This window comes from Flavobacterium micromati, from assembly GCF_900129585.1.
Classification (GTDB): Bacteria; Bacteroidota; Bacteroidia; order Flavobacteriales; family Flavobacteriaceae; genus Flavobacterium; species Flavobacterium micromati.
The window spans coordinates 1-25,383 of the sequence record NZ_FQWF01000004.1; the positions used below are offsets into that span (position 1 = coordinate 1).

14 protein-coding genes and 3 tRNA genes are annotated in these 25,383 nt (G+C 34.2%); 10 read left to right on the top strand and 7 right to left on the bottom strand.

The window, feature by feature from the left end:
- Nucleotides 1-204 precede the first annotated feature (204 nt).
- Together BUB42_RS05120 and thrA are read right to left on the bottom strand one after the other, a co-directional pair.
- Nucleotides 205-1,128: a homoserine kinase gene (locus BUB42_RS05120; protein ID WP_073018225.1), complete on the bottom strand. Its 924-nt coding sequence runs from the start codon at nt 1,126-1,128 to the stop codon at nt 205-207.
- Nucleotides 1,129-1,171: 43 nt separating this feature from the next.
- Nucleotides 1,172-3,619 carry a bifunctional aspartate kinase/homoserine dehydrogenase I gene (thrA, locus tag BUB42_RS05125; protein ID WP_073017887.1) on the bottom strand — a complete coding sequence of 816 codons (2,448 nt, stop codon included), beginning with the start codon at nt 3,617-3,619 and terminating at the stop codon, nt 1,172-1,174.
- 840 nt (nt 3,620-4,459) lie between these two features.
- Here thrA and hutH point away from each other — a divergent pair.
- The 4 genes from hutH to BUB42_RS05145 all read left to right on the top strand — a co-directional run bounded on the left by hutH (nt 4,460) and on the right by BUB42_RS05145 (nt 9,018).
- Entirely contained in the window at nt 4,460-5,974 is a 1,515-nt protein-coding gene (gene hutH, locus BUB42_RS05130; protein WP_073017889.1) for a histidine ammonia-lyase, read from the top strand.
- Nucleotides 5,975-6,022: 48 nt separating this feature from the next.
- Nucleotides 6,023-6,667: a DUF47 domain-containing protein gene (locus BUB42_RS05135; RefSeq protein WP_073017891.1), complete on the top strand. Its 645-nt coding sequence runs from the start codon at nt 6,023-6,025 to the stop codon at nt 6,665-6,667.
- A gap of 30 nt (nt 6,668-6,697) precedes the next feature.
- Nucleotides 6,698-8,044 (top strand): inorganic phosphate transporter, encoded by a 1,347-nt coding sequence (locus tag BUB42_RS05140; protein WP_073017893.1) that lies wholly within the window; start codon nt 6,698-6,700, stop codon nt 8,042-8,044.
- 362 nt (nt 8,045-8,406) lie between these two features.
- Nucleotides 8,407-9,018, top strand: coding sequence for a beta-class carbonic anhydrase (locus BUB42_RS05145; protein WP_073017895.1), 612 nt, complete (start codon nt 8,407-8,409; stop codon nt 9,016-9,018).
- A gap of 301 nt (nt 9,019-9,319) precedes the next feature.
- Here BUB42_RS05145 and BUB42_RS05150 read toward each other — a convergent pair whose 3' ends face one another.
- From BUB42_RS05150 to BUB42_RS05165, 3 genes are all read right to left on the bottom strand, one after another.
- The gene (locus tag BUB42_RS05150; protein WP_073017896.1) at nt 9,320-11,668 is read right to left on the bottom strand and encodes a TonB-dependent receptor; all 2,349 of its coding nucleotides are present in this window, start codon (nt 11,666-11,668) and stop codon (nt 9,320-9,322) included.
- 906 nt (nt 11,669-12,574) lie between these two features.
- A complete protein-coding gene (rimK, locus tag BUB42_RS05160; RefSeq protein ID WP_073017898.1) occupies nt 12,575-13,957 on the bottom strand; it encodes a 30S ribosomal protein S6--L-glutamate ligase in 1,383 nt (460 codons plus the stop codon).
- A gap of 135 nt (nt 13,958-14,092) precedes the next feature.
- Nucleotides 14,093-16,639: an ATP-dependent Clp protease ATP-binding subunit gene (locus tag BUB42_RS05165; protein WP_073017899.1), complete on the bottom strand. Its 2,547-nt coding sequence runs from the start codon at nt 16,637-16,639 to the stop codon at nt 14,093-14,095.
- A 256-nt stretch (nt 16,640-16,895) separates the two neighbouring features.
- Here BUB42_RS05165 and gyrA point away from each other — a divergent pair, with 256 nt between their 5' ends.
- Both gyrA and BUB42_RS05175 read left to right on the top strand, forming a co-directional pair.
- Nucleotides 16,896-19,544, top strand: coding sequence for a DNA gyrase subunit A (gene gyrA / locus BUB42_RS05170; protein WP_073017901.1), 2,649 nt, complete (start codon nt 16,896-16,898; stop codon nt 19,542-19,544).
- 48 nt (nt 19,545-19,592) lie between these two features.
- Complete coding sequence (locus BUB42_RS05175) at nt 19,593-20,861, top strand: tetratricopeptide repeat protein (RefSeq protein WP_073017903.1); 1,269 nt, start codon at nt 19,593-19,595, stop codon at nt 20,859-20,861.
- A 52-nt stretch (nt 20,862-20,913) separates the two neighbouring features.
- Here BUB42_RS05175 and BUB42_RS05180 read toward each other — a convergent pair whose 3' ends face one another.
- The gene (locus BUB42_RS05180) at nt 20,914-21,675 is read right to left on the bottom strand and encodes a C40 family peptidase (protein ID WP_073017904.1); all 762 of its coding nucleotides are present in this window, start codon (nt 21,673-21,675) and stop codon (nt 20,914-20,916) included.
- A 72-nt stretch (nt 21,676-21,747) separates the two neighbouring features.
- Nucleotides 21,748-22,926, bottom strand: a complete 1,179-nt coding sequence (locus BUB42_RS05185; protein ID WP_073017906.1) for an acetyl-CoA C-acyltransferase — start codon at nt 22,924-22,926, stop codon at nt 21,748-21,750.
- A gap of 228 nt (nt 22,927-23,154) precedes the next feature.
- On the opposite strand from BUB42_RS05185, the gene BUB42_RS05190 reads away from it, so the two are divergent.
- The 4 genes from BUB42_RS05190 to BUB42_RS05205 all read left to right on the top strand — a co-directional run bounded on the left by BUB42_RS05190 (nt 23,155) and on the right by BUB42_RS05205 (nt 25,335).
- A tRNA-Ser gene (locus tag BUB42_RS05190) sits at nt 23,155-23,238 on the top strand.
- 17 nt (nt 23,239-23,255) lie between these two features.
- Nucleotides 23,256-23,330, top strand: a tRNA-Pro gene (locus BUB42_RS05195).
- A 19-nt stretch (nt 23,331-23,349) separates the two neighbouring features.
- Nucleotides 23,350-23,423: transfer RNA gene (locus BUB42_RS05200), tRNA-Arg, on the top strand.
- A 349-nt stretch (nt 23,424-23,772) separates the two neighbouring features.
- Entirely contained in the window at nt 23,773-25,335 is a 1,563-nt protein-coding gene (locus tag BUB42_RS05205; protein ID WP_073017908.1) for a type I restriction-modification system subunit M, read from the top strand.
- The last annotated feature ends 48 nt before the right edge of the window (nt 25,336-25,383 follow it).

Here is a 25,383-nt window from a genome sequence, read left to right on the forward strand (position 1 = left end):
ATTCAAATATGGATTAGATTATTTATCCAAATTCCTTTTAACGGGATTTAATTCATTAGAAAACAATATGTTCAGTTTTTTGTCATGTACTTAAAAAATTTTTAAATTATTTTATTCTTAACATGTACTTTAGAAAAGAGATTGACGATTTGTAATTTTTCGCAACGCATTTACATCTGCAATCAAAAATCGTTAATCAAAATCTTAAATAATAACTTTAATTCCCTCATCATTCACCTTAGAAACATGAATCTCATAAGGTAAATTCATATTTTCATAGACTTCGCTCATTGCTACACCAATTTTTTCGGCGGTTTCCTTTCCTTTGCTTAAAGCGAAAATAGAAGGCCCAGATCCAGATATTCCTGAACCTAATGCGCCATTTTCTAAAGCGGCTTTTTTAATTAAATCAAATCCAGGAATCAAAACGCTGCGCACGGGTTCGATAATTTCGTCGTGAAGTGATCGTCCAATTAATTCGTAATCTTTAATGTATAAACCAGCAATCAAGCCGCCTACATTTCCCCATTGCGTAATAGCACTTTTCAAAGACACATTTTGTTTCAATACAGAACGTGCATCTGATGTTTTCAACTCAATTTGGGGATGAACCACTGTGGCATACAATTCCGGTGGACTTTCAATTTTAATTAAATCTAATGGATTCGAACTGCGAACCAATACAAAGCCGCCCAAAAGGGCAGGAGCAACATTATCAGCATGAGCGTTTCCGCTGGCTAGTTTTTCCCCTTGCATCGCAAATAAAACCAGTTCTTCTCTAGTAAAAGGACGACCTAATAATTCATTAATTCCAAAAACAGCTCCTGCAGAACTAGCAGCACTACTCCCGATTCCGCTTCCAGCTTTAATATTTTTGTATATCTCAATTTCAAATCCAAAGGGAGTTGCTACATTGTCCAGCATTGCCAGAGCTGCAACACCTGCAACATTTTTTTCTGTTTCTAACGGTAAATCGGCACCAACTATTTTAGTGATTCGAACGCCTTTTACTATTGATTTCCTGATAATCATTTCGTCCCCTGCCGTTTCTAAACACAACCCAAGTACATCAAATCCGCAGGAAAGATTAGCGATTGTCGCGGGACAAAATATTTTTATTTCATTCATAAATTTTATTTTTTTGTAGAGAAATGATTTATCGCGTCTCAATCTATATGTTTCCGATTCGTATTACATCTGCAAAAATCCCAGACGCGGTAACAGCAGCACCAGCACCAGCGCCTTTTATCAATAACGGCTGATCTATATATCGATCTGTAAAGAATAAAACAATATTGTCTTTTCCTTCTAGGTTATAAAAGGGATGATCTTTAGGGATAAAACGTAAACTGACATTTGCTACTCCATTTTCAAATTGTGCCACGTATTTAAGTCGGGAATCTTTGCTAAGCGCTTCTTGATAAATGGCTTCAAAATGTGAAGCATGTTCTTTTAATGATTCAAAAAACGCTTCGTTTGTTGTTGTCTCTAAACATTCTGCAGGCATAAATGATTCATTTGTAATTTCATCTATTTCCATTTTATAGCCGCTTTCTCTAATTAGAATTAAGATCTTTCTCGCTACGTCAATTCCGCTTAGGTCAATTTTAGGATCTGGCTCTGTAAATCCTTGCGCACCAGCTTCTTTTACAACGTCGTGAAAAGTGTTGTTTTCATCAAAATTATTAAATATAAAGTTTAAACTTCCAGATAAAACTGCTTGAATTTTATTTACTTTATCACCTGATGCAACTAGATTCTTAACGGTATCTATGATAGGTAAACCCGCGCCAACATTCGTTTCGAAAAGGAACGGAGCATTAAATTGTTGGGATAATTTCTTTAGTTTCTTATAGTTGTCATATTCAGAGGCGCAAGCAATTTTATTACAGGTTACCACAGCAATATTGCGTTTTAAAAAATGTTCGTAAACTTTGGAGATGCTTTCATTTGCTGTTATATCTACAAAAATACTATTGCGTAAATTGAGTTCTATTACATTTGCAATAAATTTTTCTTTGTCCGCAGCTTCTCCTGTTTCTAGCAAAAATTGCCATTCTTTTAATGCGATTCCTTCTTCATCAAAATACATTTTTTTGGAATTTGACAGAGCGATAACACGAAGATTGATTTTTAGATTTTCTTTCAAAAATTTCTTTTGCTGGTGGATTTGTTCGATAAATTTTTCACCTACATTTCCCACACCCATTACAAATAAATTCAACTGTTTTGTATTTTCTTCAAAGAAATTTTCGTGCAAAGTATTCAATGCTTTTTTTACATCTTTTTCATTAATAACAGCCGAGATATTTCTTTCGGAGGCACCTTGAGCAATTGCTCTGATGTTAACATTGTTTTTGCCCAAAGTGCTAAACATTCGACCGCTTAAACCTTGATGATTTTTCATATTTTCACCAACGAGTGCAATGATGCAAAGATTTCTTTCTACAATACAAGGATCAATTTTATTTTGTGCTATTTCAACTTCAAAAGCATTATTGATCGCTTCTTCTGCAACGGCTGCGTCAGCGTTTAGAATTCCGATACAAATAGAATGCTCTGAGGAAGCTTGAGTAATAAAAATCACATTTATATTTTGAGTTGAAAGTACTTCAAAGAGTCTTTTAGAAGAACCAGAAACTCCAATCATTCCTGAACCTTCCAGCGTTATTAAAGTAATTTTATCAATATGACTAATTCCTTTTACAGGATTTGTATTTGCCATTTCTTGATTTGAAATATAAGTTCCTTCTGCTTCTGGTTCAAAAGTGTTTTTAATCAGGATTGGAATATTCTTTCTTAATACGGGTTGGATCGTTGGCGGATATAAAACTTTGGCACCAAAATGAGATAACTCCATTGCTTCTTGGTACGAAATAAAAGCAATAGGCTGCGCTTGCTTGACCACTTTTGGATTTGCAGTGAACATTCCGTTAACATCCGTCCAAATTTGCAATTCATTTGCATGCAGTGCGCCAGCGATAATTGCCGCAGTATAATCAGATCCGCCGCGGCCGAGCGTTGTATTAATTCCGTCTATCGAAGCTGCAATAAATCCTGGGATCACAACCACCTGATCCTCATTCGACGCAAAAAAATCATTTATTAACTCATTAGTAATCTCAAAATTTACTGCAGCTTTACCAAAATTGCTATTTGTTTTTATCAGTTCGCGACTATCTTTATAACTACTGTTTTTTAAATTTTGTTTCAACGCTTCAGCAAATATATAAGAAGATAGCAGTTCTCCAAAACTCAAAATCGTATCTGAAGTTCGCAATGAAAGTTCACCCAGAAGATAACAACCATCCAATAAAGTTTCAAGATGATTCACAATTCTCTTGACGTGACTTAACAAACTGCTTTGTTCACTCACTGGAATAAGTTCTTTAAGAATTTCTAAATGTTTTTTTTCTATCTCGGTTAGTGTTACTTTGAAACTTTCGTCTCCTGCAGCTGCTTTTTTAGAAGCAATTAAAAGCATATCGGTTACTTTACTTAATGCGGAAACCACAATCACTAATTTTTCGTTTGCTGCTTTTTTGTTAACGATATTTAATACTAATTTTATATTTTGAGCATTGGCAACCGAAGTTCCACCAAATTTTAATACTTTCATAACAAGTTGTTTTGTGTTTTGTAATTGCGATCATCATTATTTAATTAAATAACGATAATGAAAATGTTTATGCTGAATTCAGGAGTTAGATGTTTTATACACTCAAAATTTTTCTTCCAAAAAAAGGAAGTAATAAACAGGATTATATGTAGAGTGTTACCCCAAAGGGGTAGTAGTCATTGTTGTAAATGTAACAGCAGTTAAAACCCAAATTTGAGTTATAATCGAAGATTGATATGTAGCTGTATTATTTTTCATTTTGCTTTACAAACTTACAGTTTTTTAACTTAGATTGAAGCAACTGAGACTCTTTTGCGAATAGTGCAAAAACTAGAAGTCAAATTACTTATAATTAAATATTGCATTTCAAAAAATGGTTATAATTATACTATTCGATTATTTCGTGATACTTCAAAAGCTTTTTATTCTCTTTTATTAAAAAAAAATGCCAAGATTCTCTATTTTTAATTTTTGAAAAAGTAAATTTAAATTAAAACTGATTTTAAATTATTAATATCCAAAGAGTTGTTAAGTAATAAATAAACCTTTGGAGATACAATTCAGATAATTAACTTATAATAGTAATTTTGATTTAAAAAATTAATGTCAACTGAACTTTAAGATATTTTGAGTTTCGATAGTCTAAGATTTTAAACACTTAATGGGAAAAACAATTATAATGAAGCGTTGATGTCAATTTATTAATCTGATGGGCAAGCACTTAAAAATATTATTTATAATAGTATTTAGTTTTGTTTAACCGCAATCGTTAAATTATCAATAATATATAGTGCTTGTTGATAAAGATTTGCTCAATTTTACTCCCTAAACAATACCAAAATGGATAATACGCATTATGTTAGCACTGAATTGCTTAGCTTAGAAACAGTAGAACAAATTATTTCAAATCATAAAAAACTAGCTTTATCTGAGGAGGCAAAAGTCAATATTCTAAAATGCAGAGATTATTTAGACAAAAAAATGGATTCACAATCGGAGGCTATTTACGGCATTAACACTGGTTTTGGATCGCTATGCAATGTGAAAATATCACCTGAAAATTTATCTAAATTACAAGAGAATTTGGTCAAATCACATTCCTGCGGAATAGGAGATGAAGTTCCAAGTTCAATTGTGAAATTGATGTTGTTGTTAAAAATTCAGTCATTAAGTTACGGATATTCAGGAATTCAATTGCAAACCGTTGATCGCTTGATTGCGTTTTACAATAATGATATTTTGCCAGTAATTTACACTCAAGGTTCATTAGGTGCGTCGGGAGATTTGGCGCCGTTAGCTCATTTATCATTACCATTATTAGGAGAAGGCGATGTTTATTATGAAGGTAAAAAAGTACATACAAGTACAATTATGAAACTATTTAAATGGCAACCTATAGTTTTACAATCAAAAGAAGGCTTGGCATTGCTAAACGGAACTCAATTTATGAGTGCTTACGGAGTACATATATTAATGAAAGTGAGCAAGTTTTCCTATTTAGCTGATTTAATTGGAACTATTTCATTAGAAGCTTTTGACGGACGAATTGAGCCATTTAATGAATCAATTCATTTCATTAGACCTCACAAAGGACAAATTATAACTGCAAGGCGTATCACAGAATTCTTAGCAGGCAGCGAAATCATCGAGCAATCTAAAAATCATGTTCAAGATCCATACTCTTTTAGATGTATGCCTCAAGTTCATGGAGCCTCCAAGGATGTTTTTGATTACGTTAAAAAAGTTTTTAAAACAGAAATCAATTCGGTCACTGACAATCCAAATATATTTATCGAAAGTGACCAAATCATTTCTGGCGGCAATTTTCATGGGCAACCTTTGGCTTTAGCACTAGATTTTATTGCAATTGCATTGGCAGAATTAGGAAGTATATCGGAGCGAAGAACCTACCAATTGATTTCAGGAGCTAGAAATCTGCCAGCATTTTTAATAGACAATCCTGGATTGAATTCAGGTTTAATGATTCCACAATATACTGCGGCAAGCATAGCTAGTCAAAATAAACAGTTGGCAACTCCAGCAAGTATTGATAGTATTGTATCAAGTAATGGCCAAGAAGATCATGTAAGTATGGGCGCAAATGCAGCTACTAAAGCATTAAAAGTTCTTGATAATCTAGAACGCATTCTTTCAATTGAATTAATGAACGCTTCTCAAGGCATCGAATTTAGGCGTCCGTTGAAGTCTAGTGATTTTATAGAAATGTTTTTAAGTGCTTATCGCGATGAAGTTTCTCTGATTAAGGAAGACAGAATCTTACATTATGATATAGAAAAGACGGTTGTTTTTTTAAATACTTTTCAAATCGACGGTGATTTGTTAACACTAGCTTAACATTAGACGGTAAGAATACAGTAATTTTGCCGAACTAAAATTTTAATAATGAACATCAATAATTTTTTCCAATTTCTTGTTCCTAAAGATAAAAAGTTCTTTCCACTTTTTGAACAAGCTTCAAGTAATTTAATTGAAATTGCGACTAATTTACATGAAGCAGTAAACCTACCTTTGAAAGAGCGTGATGTTTTATTCCAAAAGATTGATCTTTTAGAGCAAATAGGAGAGGATATTACACGTCAAACTAATCTCGAATTAAGTAGGAATTTCATAACACCTTTTGATAGAGAAGATATTCATGCTTTAATTGTTTCTATAGATAATGTTGCAGATAATCTTCATGGTGCTGCTAGTAGAATGAAATTATACCAAGTTGATAAAATTACAAAATCTATTAGAAAACTTACTGAAATTAACCTTGAAGCGTGTCAAAATATTGATACCGCGGTAAGGGAATTAAGAGATTTGAAAAAGATTAAAAATATTACTGATGCTATTGTAAAGATCAATAAACTTGAAAATAAATCAGATAATGTTTATGATAAAGCTGTTCTTGATTTATTCGAAAATGAAACAGATGCGAAAAACATTATAAAATATAAGGAAGTTTTGTCTGTTTTAGAAACAGCAACTGATAAATGTAAAAGTGTGGCTAATGTATTAGAGTCAATTTCTGTAAAACATTCTTAACATACTCAGTTCTATTCTGACATTACATTTATGGAATTTACCTTACTTCTAGTTATAATTGTTCTCGCATTAATCTTTGATTATATCAATGGTTTTCATGATGCCGCCAATGCTATAGCAACCGTAGTTGCTACAAAAGTATTAACCCCTTTTCAGGCGGTTGTTTGGGCCGCTTTTTTTAACTTTCTAGCATATTGGGTTTTTGGTTTTGGTGTAGCTGATACGGTTGCCAAAACTGCTAACACTCTAGAAATTGATTTGGTTGTGATTCTCGCAGGAGTTATTGCAGCAATAATTTGGAACTTATTCACTTGGTGGCAAGGAATTCCATCAAGTTCCTCTCATACACTCATTGGTGGTTTTGCAGGCGCAGCTATAGCACACGCAATTGCAGTTCATGGATTTTTTGGTTACACGGTGGTAGAGAACGCGCAAGTTCACACTGCTTACTGGTATGATACTGTAAACTGGTATTCAGCGGGTAAAGATGGTGGTTTTCCATCAGGAGTATTAGTAATTATTGCATTTATTGTTTTAGCTCCACTTATTGGTGCTTTGATGTCGTATTTAATTTCGATTTGGTTATTAAACGCATCTAGAAAAAGTATTTATCCGAAACTTTTTACAATTGCGTTAATGCTAGTAACTATTTGGTTCGTAGAAAGTCAAATGATTTATTTTGCGGATATTAAAAAACCACGGTTTGATTCGCATTTATGGAGTGTAGTTTTTGAATCGCACAACATAAAATGGTTTTTAGTGGCTTTTATTATTTTGTCAATTAGTTGTTTTTGCTTACTTTTTAGTAGTTTAAATTTGTACCAATCTACCTACTGGTTAAAAAAAATGCAGCTATTATCATCGGCAGCATTTAGTTTAGGTCACGGTGGAAATGATTCTCAAAAAGTGATGGGAATCATTGCAGCGGCTGTTACTGTGTACATTCACACTAGCGGAATTTCTCAAGATATGCTGCCAGATTGGCTTGATGTGGTGCTTCCAAATGAAGATGGTGATTTCAAAATGCCAGAATGGATTCCATTAGCTTGTTACTCGGCTATTGCAGCTGGAACCTTATCCGGAGGCTGGAAAATAGTCAAAACCATGGGATCAAAAATCACGAAGGTGACTTCATTTGAGGGAGTTGCAGCAGAAACTGCCGGTGCTTTGACTTTATATTTCACAGAGCATTTTAAAGTGCCTGTAAGTACAACACATACCATTACGGGTTCTATTATTGGAGTAGGACTAACTAAGAGAGTTTCAGCAGTGCGATGGGGAATGACCGTAAGTTTGATTTGGGCTTGGGTTCTTACTATTCCAATTTCAGCAATTTTAGCAGCTATTATTTATTGTTTTTTAAGTATTTTTATTTAAGAAAATCAATTTTTTCTATAAAAAAACCATTCTGTTATGAATGGTTTTTTACGTTTAAACATTTTTAAGACTTATAGCTCAGGGATAAAGAGGTGTCAAAAAGGGAGTTCAGTAATTTCAAGTAAAGGAAATAGTATTTTAGGATTCTGATTTTGCAATATATAAATGCCTACGAAGATAGTGGTAGTTGTGGTGTGTATAGTAGGATATTATATGATAGGTAAAATTATTGATCGTTAAAAGAATAAAAATTATAAAGATAGTTTTAGGAGAAGGAATAATAAATAAAGTAGTAAAACAAAATTATTCACCAACATATGAATACGTACAAAAATTAATATAAACAATAACATTCAAGTAGTATGAAAGAAAATAGTTTATTACAAAAAGAAACCAGTAAAGTACACCTAGAGGTAGTAGATGCCAATAAAAAGTATTCTGCTAATTTTGGAGAAAAAAAAGATTTAGGATTGCCTCCTGCACGAAAATTTGCAATCCTTACTTGTATGGATGCACGTCTTGATCCGGCAAAATATGCAGGTTTATCGGAGGGTGACGCACATGTGATTAGAAATGCTGGCGGTCGGGCAAGTGATGACGCCATTCGCTCATTAGTAATTTCGCACAAACTTTTAGGAACTGCCGAGTGGTTTGTTATTCATCATACGGATTGTGGAATGGAATATTTCACTGATGAAATCATACGCAGTTTACTTTCTAAAAGTCTCTCAACCGCATCGGTCGATCAAGACGGATGGAAAAATGTGAGCGAAGACGGTGGCTCTAAAGAAGCAAATAATATTTCTTTTTTAACCATTGCCAACCAAACAGAAAGTATTATCGAAGACGTCCAAAGAATTAAACACCATCCATTAGTACCATCCTATATTCCAGTTTACGGATATATTTACGATGTAAAATCTGGAAAATTAATCGAAATTCCTGAAGCAACGAAGGTCGGTAAAGCAACTTAAAAGATCTTAACTCTAATAGCTTTTTTAAAGTTTTATTTCAATAAAACAACTAGAAAAAAGCCTAAAACGAAATTTATAGATCAAAATCTGATTTCTAATATCTCAGGTACAAGTGAGACCAAAAAAAAACCTAAAATCTATACGTTTTAGGTTTTTTTTATTTTCGAAAAGGTACAAAATAAATTTCTATGTTAATTACCAATGGCTCAAACAACAATAATTGCGAATTCCTGATTATAATAGTTCAAACTAAGATGCCACGTTATCAATGTAAAATATTTATATAATTAATATTTAATCGTTAAAAATCTAAAATAATCCCCAAAGATGGAATGACAGTTCCTTCTGCGCCATCAACACCTACCAAACTTCTTGGATTCGTAATTTGCCCATTTTGGTCTCTGTTTAATCCAAATTCTATTGGCTGAGGAATTGTTTGTCCCAATGCATTTTGAACATCTAAAAACAAATTAAAGGCAAACTTTTTAAAATTCCATTTTTTATCTATTCGTAGATCCAATTGGTTGAAGGCATTTAATTTTTGCTCTCCCAAATTAGTAAAATCTAGAACTACCTGAGGATAATTTTCTAATGTTTCGGCTTCGTTCACTTTCGCAAATGGTGTTTTTCCTGCATATCTGTAGCGTATCCCTGCTTCCCAATTGCGTTTGAATTTATATCCAGCAGTAACGGAAACTAAATTTCTACTGTCCCAAACCGATGGTCTATAAATATTATCCAAGCCAGTAAATTCGCTTTTAAATAAAGTATAAGCGAAAATTCCAAAGAAGTTTTTAGTTAATTTTTGTTGGAATAAAAATTCTAAACCATACGATCTACCAAGTCCGTTTGTGATTACATCTTCGTTACCCAAAACCTCAAAACCTCCACCCTTATTGGCTAATGAAACACCATCATTGATTGAAACAGCATAATTTTTATAATCTTTAAAAAATCCTTCAAGAGTAATTTGGGTCGTGGGATTTAGAATTTTACTTAAACCAACAACGTAATGTATGTTACTTGTATAGTCAACATCTTTGTTCACAAAATTGCCCGAATTATCTTTATAGCCCAAAATGGTATACGGTTGAATTTTGAAATATTTACCTACAGTTGCATTTAACTTCCAATCTTTTTCATCTGTTAAGGCATACGACAGTGCTAATCTTGGTGAAAAAGTGTTAAGTAATTGATTTTTTTGAGTCGTAAAACTATTAGCATCTGTTCTAAAACCAAATGAAACATCTAATTTATCATTTAAAACTGTTGTAGAAGTTTGCACAAAAAAACCAGATTTGATAAAATTAATTTGGGTGCTGTAAAAACTATTTAATATAATGTCTTGTGTGTCGTTTGTGTACAGCGCATTTTCAACATTAAAACCAGCTACAATTTTCCAGTCACCTATATTTTTAGTAACTTCATTTCTAAATTTTACTTCTGTTTCACGAGAATTATTAGAAAAAAATAGACCTTGTTCATTTTCATTGTCAGTAAATCGTTGGAAATTATTATTCAAAATATTGGTGCTTATGGAGTTAATCATAAATCCTGAATCGTCTTTAAAACGTCTTCTCCAACTCAAACCACTGGTTGTACTCCATTGTTTTATAACTGGAACTTGGTCTAACGTAATTTGTTGTTGGTTATCAAAATCATCTGGTGCTTTAACCGAAAAGTCATCAATTGCACCAACTCCCAGGAAGTTAATTTCGTTGTAAGCATCTAATTTAGAATTTATTTTATATTGATAATCCCAAAAATCAGGACGAATAGGTAAACCAATCAATGTAAATAAAAATTGCAAATAGCTGCGACGAACTGACAATAAATACGTCGTGTTGCTAGTTTCATTTTTTCCTTTAAATAAAGGTCCTTCGGCGGTAATTGCCGCTTCACTGGCTCCTATCCGCAAATTGCCCTGAAATTTTTTATTATTACCGTTTCTCTGGTTGAATTGCAATACGCCCGAAAGTGGATTGTTGTATTTACTTTCAAATGCAGAACTTGAAAGCGTAACACCTTCAATAAAAGAAACATTAAGTAATCCAACAGGACCTCCTGCGCTTCCTTGTGTACTAAAATGATTAATGTTTGGAATTTCGATCGCATCAAGATAATACACGTTTTCATTGGGAGCGCCACCACGAATAATAATGTCGTTTCGAAAACCGCCAACAGAACCTGAAACTCCAGGTAATGTTTGCACCACTTTGGCAATATCATTATTTCCGCCTGGATAGCTTGCAATTTCTACCGGTGACAAACTCTGAATGGAAAGAGGCGATTCTTTTTTGCGTTTAAACGGATTTGACACTATTTTTACTTCATCTAGTATAGTAGAAACGGCTTTCAGATTAAAAATTATGTCACTGTTTCCTGCTGATTTTATAATAACATTAAATTTGGTTTCGGTTTCATAACCAATAGCACTTGCACTAATATTATAGGTTTTTGGGGCGATGTTCTCCAACTTAAAAAATCCATTCTCATCGGATAATGCTTCGAGGGATAATTCATTAATTGTGATTGTTGCCCCCGAAATCGATTTTCCGTTATCATCTAAAACTTTACCTAGAATTTCAGTATAGTTTTGAGCTTGCATAAAAGAAGTGAAAAGTAATGTCGCAATCAGTATTTTTTTCATAAATATAAGGTGTTGTATCCGTTTGATGAATTATCAATTTGTAAATAAGTAAAATGTAACTTAAAATACTATTTATTTAAAAATATTTAAAGTTATCAAAAGGTATTGATTGTTCTATTATCAATAATATTTTAATGTAATTTTAAATCTTGTTTAGTTTATCTGCGATACATAAAATATAATTTTGGATCAATGTCTCAAATTACTCTGATGTAAAGTTTATGATCTGTCCTAAAGATATTGTCTTCGAGATTAGATCAACTTTTATATCAATGTTATAATCTTTTTGCCAGTTAAAAATGTAAATGCTAAATAACTGAAATTCTTCCAGATTTATTGAATGAGAGTGATTTTTAGATTATTTAATCAACTTAAAATCTTGTGAATAAGTTTGCGTTTGTGATAAGTCTGTTTTAAATTTTCCACTCCAGAAATAAAACTAATATTAACTTCAATTTCTAGCATAACTAATTTTACATCCTTAAAATTTTCAATCCCGCCTAAAGATTGATGATCAAGATTTCCATTGTGTACTAAAATTTCTGGTTCTTCTTACATAAAGTCACTAAATTTTGGGAATTTATACATCAATTTTTTTGGAATAAAATTTATGATAAATAATACTGCAGCTGCAGCTAAACTTGTCCATAAAGCGATATTTTCTCCCACAATTGCATTTTGAACCGAATTACTGATGAGCTAGATCAATATTACATCAGCAGTATTTATTTACGACAATTCTTTCTTGCCAAAAAGGCGCAATGCAATAACCATAAAAAAATAAACGGCACTACTTCGGTGAATTATAGTAAGATACTCATTCATTTTTTTTAGGTTTTATACAGATGTCGCAGCCAATAGTTGTGACTCAAAAAAGTTTTAAGCAATACAAAGCGGAATGATAGATTATTTTAAATCTATTTTTTGTTTAAAATTTTTCTCAATTGCTTTAATCATTTCTCCAGCAATGTCTTTATTAGTTGCACCTTCGATTCCTTCTAGTCCTGGCGAAGAATTTACTTCTAATAACAATGGGCCTTTTGCAGAGCGAATAATGTCAACGCCTGCTACTTTCAAATCCATTGCTTTTGTTGCTTTTATAGCGATTCGTTTTTCCTCGGCGGTAACTTTAATGATCGATGCAGTTCCTCCTAAATGGATATTTGCTCTAAATTCGCCAGGCATTGCTTCACGCTGAATTGCCGCAACCACTTTTCCATCTATTACAAAACAGCGAATGTCTTTTCCATTTGCTTCTTTTATAAATTCTTGAACTAAGATATTGGCATTTAAACTTTTGAAAGCGTTGATAACACTTTCCGCAGCTTTTTTAGTTTCAGCTAAAACAACCCCTTTTCCTTGAGTTCCTTCTAGCAATTTGACAATCAAAGGCGATCCACCTACCATTTTTATTAAATCATCAGTATCCAAAGGCGAATTAGCAAAACCTGTAGTTGGGATTTCAACCCCATGATTTAAGAGTAATTGTAAGGAATATAATTTGTCACGAGATTGTGTGATCGCATTAGAGGAATTTAAGCAAAACACTTTCAATGCTTCAAATTGTCTCGTCAAAGCACATCCATAAAAGGTTATGCTTGGTCTAATTCTAGGTATAATTGCATCAAATTGATTTAAAATTTTCCCTCCTCGATAATGAATTTCGGGAGTCTTAGCATCCAGTTTCATATAGCATTCTTTAATATTTAAAAAGTGCATTTCGTGTCCACGTATTTCACCCGCTTCCATAATGCGCTTGTTGCTATACAATTCAGGATTACTGGCTAATAGTCCTATTCGCAAACCTGAGCTAGCTTGTTCGGAATTTTTGTAAAGTGACTTTAAAACTTCAGTTGTGGGTTGACCCAAAAGGTATTTTTGTGCGGGATCAACAAGAACTCGACCGCCCATTGCCTCCCGTCCTAAAAGCATTCTAAAACCCATCGAATCGCGGTTAGTCAGTGTCATTTCAATTGGCCATGTTGAACTGCCTATTTGTAGATCGGTCTGAATAACATAACGTTGTTCTCTAAATCCACTAGAACTTTTTACTATGCGTTTGTCAATTAATGGTGCTTCACAATGAATTACTGTTTTTAAATTATTCTGTATCGGATTGATGTCAAAGCGAACCCAGTTGCTTTCATTTTTGATAAACGGAGCAATATTAATAGCATGCAGGGCAGATGTTTTTGCACCCGAATCAACGCGAGCTTTAATCGTAGGAATACCTATTTCTGGAAAAGAGCACCACTCTTCGCTCCCTAAAATTACTTTGTTATCTGACATACATTATTTTTTTGTTCTATTTTCTAAAAACCAAAAGTAAATATTTGTTTTTAAAAAAATGAGTATTTTTAGTAAAGAATAAACCCGCTACATTATATAAACGTAACGGGTTTAATTGCAATCTTTAAACTAAATTTATAGATTAGTTTTTTCGCCAGCTTTATTAACTTGTACTGTCAATTCCTGAGCTCCTTCTTCAATATCCATAAAGATTTCATCTCCTGATCCTATTTTTGATGTTATAATTTCTTCGGCAAGTGCATCTTCAACATACTTTTGAATGGCTCTTTTTAATGGTCTAGCGCCAAATTGTCTATCGAAACCTTTATCAGCTATGAACGCTTTAGCTTCATCAGAAAGATTTAGTTGATATCCTAACTCAGCCACACGCGCGAACAACTTATTTAATTCAATTTCGATAATTAAATTAATATCATGTTTTTCTAAGGCATTAAATACAATTACATCATCAATTCTGTTTAAGAATTCAGGAGCAAAAGTTTTTTTCAATGCGTTTTCGATGATGCTTTTCGAATTATCATCAGCTTGCGCCACTTTAGCAGCAGTTCCAAAACCTACACCTTGTCCAAAATCCTTTAATTGTCTAGCTCCTACATTAGAAGTCATTATTATAATTGTGTTTTTAAAGTCAATTTTTCGACCTAAACTATCCGTTAGATAACCGTCATCTAAAACTTGTAGAAGCATATTAAAAACATCAGGATGCGCTTTTTCAATTTCATCTAATAACACAACGCAATATGGTTTTCTGCGAACTTTCTCTGTCAATTGTCCGCCTTCTTCATAACCTACATAACCTGGAGGCGCACCAATTAATCTTGAAATTGCAAATTTCTCCATGTATTCGCTCATGTCAATCCGGATCAAAGCTTCTTCAGAATCGAATAATTCTTTAGCCAAAACTTTAGCCAATTGCGTTTTCCCAACACCAGTTTGCCCCAAGAAAATAAAAGAACCTATTGGTCGATTTGGATCCTTTAATCCGGCGCGATTTCGTTGAATTGAACGAGCAATTTTCATTACTGCTTCTCGCTGACCTATTACTTTTCCTTCAATGAGTTCTGGTAATTTAGCAAGTTTGTTGCTTTCTGTTTGTGCAATACGATTTACAGGAATTCCGCTCATCATAGAAACTACATCGGCAACATTATCCTCAGTAACTTCAATTCGGTTGTTTTTAGCATCTTCTTCCCATTTTTCTTGGGCCATGGCCAAATCTTTTTCGATGCGTTTTTCATCATCACGAAGTTTAGCTGCCTCTTCGTATTTTTGTTTTTTAACTACAACATTTTTTAGTTCGCGCACATCTTCAAGTTGTCGCTCAAGATCTAAAATTTGTTCTGGAACTTCAATATTGGTAATATGAACTCTGGAACCGGCTTCATCTAAAGCATCAATTGCTTTGTCTGGTAAAAAGCGGTCAGACATGTATCTATCCGTTAATTTTACACAAGCTTCAATTGCTTCCTCAGAATAGGTTACATTGTGATGATCTTCATATTTATTTTTGATGTTATGCAAAATTGTGATTGTCTCCGCAACAGATGTTGGTTCAACAATTATTTTTTGGAAACGTCTTTCAAGGGCGCCATCTTTCTCAATATATTGACGGTATTCGTCTAATGTTGTAGCACCTATACATTGAATTTCGCCACGTGCTAAAGCAGGTTTAAACATGTTGGATGCATCCAAAGATCCCGTAGCACCACCAGCTCCAACAATTGTATGAATTTCATCTATAAATAAGATGATGTCTTCATTCTTCTCCAATTCATTCATCACCGCTTTCATGCGTTCTTCAAACTGACCGCGGTATTTTGTTCCCGCTACAAGACTTGCTAAATCTAGTGTAACGACGCGTTTATTAAAGAGCGTACGAGAAACTTTCTTTTGAATAATTCTAAGGGCTAAACCTTCTGCAATTGCTGATTTTCCAACACCAGGCTCACCTATAAGTAAAGGGTTGTTCTTTTTACGACGACTCAAAATTTGAGACACTCGTTCAATTTCTTTTTCTCGTCCTACAACTGGATCTAATTTTCCTTCTTCAGCCATTTCTGTTAAATCTCTCCCAAAGTTGTCTAACACTGGAGTTTTAGATTTTTTGTTGGATTTGTTGGCGGGATTATTAAAAGTTCCTTCTTTTGGACTGTCATCTTGTCCTGAATCGTCATTATAAGATTCATTTCGCGGCAAGTTTTCAATAAAATCTTCTTCGTTTGGATTCATACCTATATATTGTTCTTTAGCTATATCATAATCAATTTTAAGTTTATTCAATAGCTTTGTTGTGGGATCGTTTTCATTTCTTAAAATGCACAATAATAAGTGAGCGGTGCTAATTGAGGTACTTTGAAATACTTTAGCCTCTAAAAAGGTTGTTTTCAAGGCACGCTCTGCCTGTCGTGTTAAATGCAAGTTTTTTTTCTCAGTGTTAATCTCAACTCCAGTTGTGGCTGGGCTCAGAATTTCTACTTTTCGTCTTAAATGGTCGAGGTCAATGTTAAGATTGTTCAACATTTGAATTGCTTTTCCGTTGCCATCTCTCAAAATCCCTAACATTAAATGTTCAGTTCCTATGAAATCATGACCTAATCTTAAAGCTTCTTCTTTGCTGTACGTAATAACATCTTTTACTCTCGGTGAAAAATTATCATCCATAATATATATTTAATATCGTAAATTTAGTGAATTACTATTTTAGAAACAAAAACTATTCCCGTAACACCATTTGTCAGCTAATTGACAAAAATTATAGTCACTACAGCGTTAAATTTACCTTAAATTATTAACGAAATAGTGCAGTATTTATGTTGATAAATCATTAAAATTAGTAGTGGAAAAGTTGGTTAAAAATTTCAGAAAGCCGTATCTTGGCACGTTTTGAAACTAATATAATTTTTTAATATAACAGCATATGTCTGAAGGAGAAAAGTTAATTCCTATTAACATAGAAGATGAAATGAAATCGGCTTACATCGATTATTCGATGTCGGTAATTGTATCAAGAGCACTGCCAGATGTTAGAGATGGTTTGAAGCCTGTACACAGAAGAGTTCTTTATGGAATGTATGATTTAGGAGTTTTTTCAAATAAAGCCCATAAAAAATCTGCCAGAATTGTTGGTGAAGTTTTAGGTAAGTATCACCCTCACGGAGATACTTCAGTTTATGATGCGATGGTGCGTATGGCTCAAGAATGGAGCATGCGGTACTTGCTAGTAGATGGTCAAGGAAATTTTGGTTCTGTAGATGGAGATAGTCCAGCTGCAATGCGTTATACCGAAGCTCGAATGCGCAAAATTTCAGAAGAAATTATGGCCGACATCGAGAAAGAAACAGTTGATTTTCAACTGAATTTTGATGATACGTTATATGAGCCTAAAGTAATGCCAACACGTGTTCCCACCTTATTAATAAACGGAGCTACAGGAATTGCTGTGGGTATGGCAACTAATATGCCTCCCCACAACCTTACAGAAGTTATCAATGGAACATTAGCTTACATTGATAACAATGAAATTGAAATCGATGAACTGATGAATTATATTAAAGCCCCCGATTTTCCAACTGGTGGTATAATATATGGTTACGAGGGAGTTCGCGAAGCTTTTAAAACGGGTCGTGGTCGTATTGTAATGCGCGCCAAGGTTGGTTTTGAAGAAGTTGATGGTCGAGAATCAATTATTGTGACTGAAATTCCATACCAAGTTAACAAAGCAGATATGATCAAGCGTACTGCTGATTTAGTTAACGATAAAAAAATTGAAGGAATAGCCAATATTCGTGACGAATCAGATAGAAACGGTATGCGTATCGTATATATCTTGAAACGTGATGCAACGCCAAACGTAGTTTTAAATACATTATATAAGTTTACGCAATTACAATCTTCATTTAGTGTAAACAATATTGCATTAGTTAAAGGGCGTCCGCAAATGCTGAATCTAAAGGATATGATTCATTATTTTGTAGAACACCGTCATGATGTTGTTACTCGTAGAACACAATTTGAATTGCGTAAAGCAGAAGAAAGAGCGCATATCTTAGAGGGATTAATTATAGCATCTGATAATATTGATGAGGTAATTGCGTTAATCAAAGCTTCTAAAAATACAGAGGAAGCTAGAGGAAAGTTGATTGAGAGATTCAAATTGTCAGATATTCAATCTCGTGCGATTGTCGAAATGCGTTTACGCCAATTAACAGGTCTTGAACAAGACAAGTTGAGAGCAGAATACGACGAAATTATGAAGTTGATAGAGCATTTAAGAGCTTTATTAGCCGATGTAAATTTAAGAACTGCTTTGATAAAAGAAGAGTTAGAAGAAATTCGTGAGAAATATGGCGATGAACGTCGCTCTGTAATTGAATATTCAGGCGGTGACGTAAGTATCGAGGATTTAATTGCTGATGAAAATGTGGTAATTACTATTTCTCATGCTGGATATATAAAACGTACTAATTTAACTGAGTATAAAACTCAAAATAGAGGTGGAGTAGGGCAAAAAAGTGCTGGAACAAGAGATCAAGATTTCTTAGAACACATGTTTGTAGCAACGAATCATCAATATATGATGTTCTTTACTCAAAAAGGAAAATGTTTCTGGATGCGTGTTTACGAAATTCCTGAAGGAAGTAAAACCGCTAAAGGTAGAGCAATCCAAAACTTAGTCAACATAGAAAGTAATGACAAGGTGAAAGCCTTTATTTGTACTCAAGATTTAAAAGATAAGGATTACATCAACAGTCATAACCTTATTATGGTAACTAAAAAAGGTCAGGTTAAGAAAACATCTTTAGAGAAATATTCTAAGCCTAGAGTGAATGGTGTTGCAGCAATTACTATAAAAGAAGGCGATGAATTGCTAGAAGCCAAATTAACGAACGGAGAAAGCCAAATAATATTAGCTGTAAAATCAGGAAAATTAGTTCGCTTTGAAGAAACTAAAACTCGTCCAATGGGTAGAACAGCATCTGGAGTTCGCGGGATTACATTAAAGGATAATACTGATGAAGTAATTGGTATGGTTACTGTAGATAAGGAAAACATCAATGATTCTCAAATTCTCGTTGTAACTGAAAATGGATATGGAAAACGTACCAAATTAGTTGATGAAGATGGAGAAGACGTGTATCGAATTACAAACCGTGGTGGAAAGGGCGTTAAGACACTAAATATTACAGAGAAAACAGGTAACTTAATCTCTATTAATGCGGTTACTGATGCTGATGATTTGATGATTATAAATAAATCAGGATTAACAATCAGAATGGCAATCGAAGATTTACGTGTAATGGGTCGAGCAACGCAAGGAGTTAAGCTGATCAATTTAAAAGGAAAAGATTCTATAGCAGCTGTTACTAAAGTAATGAAAGATGATGTCGCTGAAGTGGTAGTGGATGAAGATGGTAATGTAGTTGAAACAGAAACGATCGAAAGAGTTAAACCGGTTTTAGAAGTTCTCGAAGATGAAGGTTCAGAGGAAGAAGACGAAGATGATGCGGAGAACGAGGAAGAGCTTGACGATGAGTCTGAGGAGGATGATTCAGATGAAGATGCTTAAATTTAAATTTTACAACCAAGAATAATTATTAAACAAAAACAGAATTTTATGAAAAGTAAATATGTATTGCTAGCAACAGCGTTATTTATATCAGCAGCTACTTTTGCTCAAAAAGATCAAATTAAAGCTGCGGAAAAAGCGTTAAAAGGTGGTAAAGCTCAAGAAGCAGCAACTATATTGATGGATGCAGAGTCTTTAGTAGCAGCTGCACCAGATGCAGAAAAAGCGCAATATTTCTTTGTAAAAGGAAATGTTCTACTGGACTTAGCTAATAAAAAAATTGATACAGATAAAAATTTGTCGCTTGCCGCTAAGGCTTATCAGGATCTGTTAGCAGTTGAAAAAAGTTCAGGAAAAATGAAGTATTCTGCGCAAGCTGCTACTTCGATCACTGATATCAAATACAAATTGATCAATGCTGCGATTGCAGATTCCAAAGTTGATAAACATGCAGAAAGTGCAACAAAATTGTATAATGCTTATCTATTAGACCAGAAAGATACGATCAATCTATACTATGCAGCATCAACTTATGTTAATGCAAAACAGTATACCAAAGCTTTAGAGCTTTATGATAATTTGAAGAAAATCAATTATTCTGGAAAAGGAACTAGTTATTTTGCAATCAATAAATTGACTTCTCAAGAAGATTTTTTCACTACTTCCGAAGAGAGAGACAGAATGGTAAAATTAGGTACACATGAAAAACCTAGAACTGAAGCTATACCGTCTAAAAAAGGCGAAATCTATAAAAATATAGCATTGATTCTAGTTCAAGATGGTAAAACTGAGGAAGCAAAAAAAGCAGTTGCTGAAGCCAGAAAAGCAGATCCATCTGACAGTTCTTTAGCATTAACAGAAGCTAATTTATACTTAGAAACAAAAGATTTTGAGACTTACAAAAAATTGATTGGAGAGATTTTAGCTCAAAATCCAAACGATGCTGATTTGACTTTTAACTTAGGTGTTATAAGTGCTACTGCAGGAAACAAAGCTGATGCCGAAAAGTATTACCTGAAAGCGATTGAAATCAAACCAGATTATATCAATGCGTATATTAATATTGCCGCTTTGAAATTAGAAGGTGAAAAAGCAATTATTGACGAAATGAATAAATTAGGCACGTCAACGAAAGATACAAAACGTTATGATGAGCTTAAAAAGAAAAGAGAAGATATTTTCAAATCTGTAATTCCTTTTTTGAAAAAAGGAGTTGAGCTTGATCCTAAAAATGACGATGTGACTAAGACACTGCTAGGTGTTTATAATGCATTAGAAATGACTGCAGAGGCTAAAGCGCTAAAAGCAAAAATGTAATAGTATTTTAAAAATAAAAAAAGCCGGTTTGAAAATTTTCAAACCGGCTTTTTTATATAATTTTTTTAATGACTCGTAACTTATGAGTATGTTTATTGGTCTCGGCATTAAAAATTCCTAAATGGTCTAAACGGTCAATACGTACCTTACCGCTAGAGTGCACAATATAGTTATCTTCCATTATAATGCCTACGTGAATGATATTACCTTCGTCGTTATCAAAAAACGCTAAATCTCCTGCTTCACTTTCTTCAATAAAGCTTAGTGCTTCTCCTTGCGTTGATTGCTGTGAGGCATCACGCAATAATTTATATCCATTTAGTTTATAAACCATTTGGGTAAACCCCGAACAATCAATGCCAAAAGGAGTTTTTCCACCCCAAAGATAAGGCGCATTCAAATACATAAAAGCGGTATTAATCAGCTTTGATTTTTCTTTTATCCCACTTGCTCTTGTTCCCTCAAACATAAAATTAGAAGTATTTATTTCCGAGTCATTTAGAAAAGACAAAGAAGAACCGAGAGGAATTGGAATTAAAATATTTGACGGAGTTGTAATGTATTCAATCAAATCTGCACTGAGAACTATTTCCTTGGATGATAATTCATCAAAGTTAATTTGAGAAATAAGCTGAAGCTGTTTGAAATCAATCCAGCCTTCATATCCATCATATTGCATTTTAATACGTGTCCACTGCTTTAATTGTTCCAAAATTTCAAAGTGCTCGCCAAATAACACTTGGGAGACAATTTCACTTCTATCGCTAGGTTCAAACCGCAGTGGTATCATCGCTAGATTACAAATTCCAAACATCTATATGGCATTAGGTGTTAATAAATTTGGGTTGGAAGTACAACAAAACTTCCAACCCAAATCATCTATGTTTTACAGTCTCTCAATAACAATTGCCGAAGCTCCACCGCCACCATTACAAATTGCGGCAGCCCCAATTTTTGCATTGTTTTGTTCTAGTACATTAAGCAATGTAACTATAATACGAACTCCAGAACAGCCCAGTGGATGACCTAAAGAAACAGCACCACCATTCACATTTACTTTATTATTGTCTAAGCCTAAAATTTTACTGTTAGCTAATCCAACCACTGCAAATGCTTCGTTGAATTCAAAATAATCGACGTCAGTTATTTTTAAGCCAGCTTTGTCTAATGCTTTTGGTAAAGCTTTTGACGGACTCGTTGTAAACCATTTTGGTTCCTGAGCTGCGTCAGCATATCCTTTAATGTAAGCTAAGGGTTTTAAGCCTAAAGCAATTGCTTTTTCTTCAGTCATTAATATTACTGCAGCTGCGCCATCATTTATAGTAGAAGCATTTGCCGCTGTAACGGTACCGTCTTTTGTAAACACTGGATTTAAAGATGGTATTTTATCTAATTTTACATTGGTAAATTCTTCATCTTTAGTTACCATTATAGGATCTCCTTTTCTTTGCGGAACTGCAACTGGGACTACTTCATTGTCAAATTTACCATCGGTCCAAGCCTTTGCACTGCGCTCATAAGATTGAATTGCATAGTTGTCTTGATCTTCACGACTAAATTTATATTCGGTGGCACATAGATCAGCGCAAACTCCCATTGCACTATTATCATAAGCGTCAGTCAAACCATCTTTTTGCATTCCATCAATCATTGTTGCTGGACCAAATTTTGTTCCATTTCTAAGGTTGAGGTAATGCGGAATCAAACTCATATTTTCCATTCCACCGGCTACTACAATTTCAGCATCTCCACATTGTATCGCTTGCGCGCCTAACATCACAGCTTTCATTCCCGAAGCACATACTTTATTGATTGTGGTACAAGCCACTGAATTATTTAACCCTGCAAATATAGCAGCTTGACGGGCAGGTGCTTGACCTGTTCCAGCTTGAACTACATTGCCCATGAATACTTCATCTACTAAATTTGGATCTAAATTAATTTTATCTAAAGCACCTTTGATGGCTGCTGCTCCTAATAGTGGCGCAGTAACAGTAGATAATCCCCCCATAAAACTTCCGATAGGTGTTCTAACGGCAGATACGATAACAACTCTTTTGTTCATAACTATGATAATGTTGGTTTATCTAGCAAATTTAGACTTTTTTAGCCAAATACATATTTTGGGGCTGAGATATTCACTTTTAAATTAATTTTGATTCTATATGTTTGACTGTGAAGTGTTTTTATATAATTGTTAAAAAAGAATAAAAAAAAGGACTCAAATAGTTGTGTGTAACGCAAAGAAGTACTAAGTTTGCAACCGCAAAACAAGACACGTTTCTTTGAGCTTGGAGGGGTGCCAGAGTGGTAATGGAGCAGTTTGCTAAACTGTCACCGAGCAATCGGTGCCAGGGTTCGAGTCCCTGTCCCTCCGCTTTTTTATTTTGCTTTCGGGGTGTAGCGTAGCTCGGTTATCGCGCCTGCTTTGGGAGCAGGAGGCCGCAGGTTCGAATCCTGCCACCCCGACTTTTTTTACACGAGCAATGGAGGCATAGCTCAGCTGGATAGAGCACCTGCCTTCTAAGCAGGCGGTCGAAGGTTCGAATCCTTCTGCCTTCACAATAAAACCCACTGATTACAGTGGGTTTTTTGGTTTTACTCTTTTTAATGCGCACATTTACAGTCCCAAAACAGCACCGTTATTTCTAAAGTGCAAAAAATACGCAAATCAACAGTCAGCATTTATTCCTCCCGGGTAAAAAAGTTCTACAAATAAGACTTCTTTGTGGATTCCCGTACTTATAAACTTTATTTTTTCAATATCTTAGCAAAGTAAATTTCTTGCATATTGGGAATTCAGAAATGCTTTTTAGTCGCAACTGATTTACAATAAACATAGTAGACAGAAATAATTATAATAGGTAAAGCAATTTTAGCTACCGACATAAATTTTGAATCAATACATTTAATGGCAGCCGAACAAAAACAAAAATTAGAACAACAACTCTGGAACATCGCAAACACCCTACGTGGTAAAATGGATGCCGACGATTTTAGAGATTACATATTAGGATTTATTTTCTACAAATACCTTAGCACCAAGATGGATTTGTATGCCAACCAAATACTACAACCAGACGGATTAACTTTTGCGGGCATTATCGGCCATGCTGACGAGGCTTTGCTAATGCAGGAAGTAAAACAACTCGCTATTGACAAACTGGGCTTTTTCTTAGAACCTTCCGAGCTGTTTTCTGAATTGGCGCATAGAGGAAATGCCGGTGGAAAAAATAATTTTATCTTAGGAGATCTAGCTAAAGTGCTCACCCACATTGAGCAAAGCACCATGGGATCAGAAAGCGAAGAAGATTTTGGAAACTTGTTTTCGGATCTGGATTTAACTTCGCACAAACTCGGAAAATCGGAGAACGATAAAAACGAATTGATTGTAAAAGTACTTACCCATTTAGATGAAATTGATTTTGATTTAGAAAACACAGATAGCGATGTCCTTGGTGATGCTTATGAATACCTTATTGGACAATTTGCTAGTGGCGCTGGTAAAAAAGCGGGAGAATTTTATACGCCTCAACAAGTGAGTAGCGTTCTTGCACAACTCGTAACCGTGGGTAAAGACAAACTAAAAAGTGTGTATGATCCTACTTGTGGTTCGGGTTCTTTATTGTTGCGTGTTGCCAAAGAAGTGAAAGACGTCAGTGCTTTTTACGGACAGGAAATGAACCCTACGACTTACAACCTCTGTCGTATGAACATGATTATGCACGATGTTCATTACAAACGTTTTGACATCAAGAACGAAGATACCTTAGAACGTCCACAACACATTGACCAGCGTTTTGAAGCCATAGTGGCTAATCCTCCATTCTCGGCAAACTGGAGTGCAAGCCCATTATTTATGACTGATGAGCGTTTCTCGGCTTATGGAAAACTAGCACCAAGTTCCAAAGCTGATTTTGCTTTCGTGCAACACATGGTACACCAGCTAGACGATAACGGAACCATGGCGATCGTACTGCCACACGGCGTTTTGTTTCGTGGCGGTGCCGAAGGTCACATTCGTAAATATTTGATAGAAGATAAAAATTATCTCGATGCCGTAATTGGTTTACCAGCGAATATCTTTTACGGAACGTCAATACCAACTTGTATTTTGGTGTTGAAAAAAACAAGACAAAACCCAAAAGACGTTTTGTTTATTGATGCCAGCCAACATTTTGATAAGGTAAAAACCCAAAATGTTTTGCTAGAAGAGCACATTGACAAAATCATAACTACATACAGCAACCGCCTCGAGGAAGATAAATACAGCCGAATTGCAACTCTAGATTTCATGTTGTCTCAGGATTACAACCTGAATATTCCTCGTTATGTAGATACGTTTGAAGCCGAAGACAGTATTGATATTAATGCTATCGCAAATGAAATAAAAGCATTGGATATTCAAATTGAAGAGACTGATAAAGCGATTGCGAATTTTTGTGCCGAATTGAATATTTCAACTCCTTTTTAGATAGTAAAACATAAAAGAAGAACAAGAAATTATTATTTATAATACAGA

Coding starts and splice junctions, on each gene's coding strand:
- thrA (WP_073017887.1), bottom strand. CDS start 3,619: ATGAAAGTATTAAAATTTGGTGGAACTTCGGTTGCCAATGCTCAAAAT.
- BUB42_RS05165 (WP_073017899.1), bottom strand. CDS start 16,639: ATGGATGATAATTTTTCACCGAGAGTAAAAGATGTTATTACGTACAGC.
- BUB42_RS05145 (WP_073017895.1), top strand. CDS start 8,407: ATGAAAGAAAATAGTTTATTACAAAAAGAAACCAGTAAAGTACACCTA.
- BUB42_RS05135 (WP_073017891.1), top strand. CDS start 6,023: ATGAACATCAATAATTTTTTCCAATTTCTTGTTCCTAAAGATAAAAAG.
- BUB42_RS05180 (WP_073017904.1), bottom strand. CDS start 21,675: ATGTTTGGAATTTGTAATCTAGCGATGATACCACTGCGGTTTGAACCT.
- BUB42_RS05120 (WP_073018225.1), bottom strand. CDS start 1,128: ATGAATGAAATAAAAATATTTTGTCCCGCGACAATCGCTAATCTTTCC.
- rimK (WP_073017898.1), bottom strand. CDS start 13,957: ATGTCAGATAACAAAGTAATTTTAGGGAGCGAAGAGTGGTGCTCTTTT.
- BUB42_RS05150 (WP_073017896.1), bottom strand. CDS start 11,668: ATGAAAAAAATACTGATTGCGACATTACTTTTCACTTCTTTTATGCAA.
- BUB42_RS05140 (WP_073017893.1), top strand. CDS start 6,698: ATGGAATTTACCTTACTTCTAGTTATAATTGTTCTCGCATTAATCTTT.
- BUB42_RS05175 (WP_073017903.1), top strand. CDS start 19,593: ATGAAAAGTAAATATGTATTGCTAGCAACAGCGTTATTTATATCAGCA.
- gyrA (WP_073017901.1), top strand. CDS start 16,896: ATGTCTGAAGGAGAAAAGTTAATTCCTATTAACATAGAAGATGAAATG.
- hutH (WP_073017889.1), top strand. CDS start 4,460: ATGGATAATACGCATTATGTTAGCACTGAATTGCTTAGCTTAGAAACA.
- BUB42_RS05185 (WP_073017906.1), bottom strand. CDS start 22,926: ATGAACAAAAGAGTTGTTATCGTATCTGCCGTTAGAACACCTATCGGA.
- BUB42_RS05205 (WP_073017908.1), top strand. CDS start 23,773: ATGGCAGCCGAACAAAAACAAAAATTAGAACAACAACTCTGGAACATC.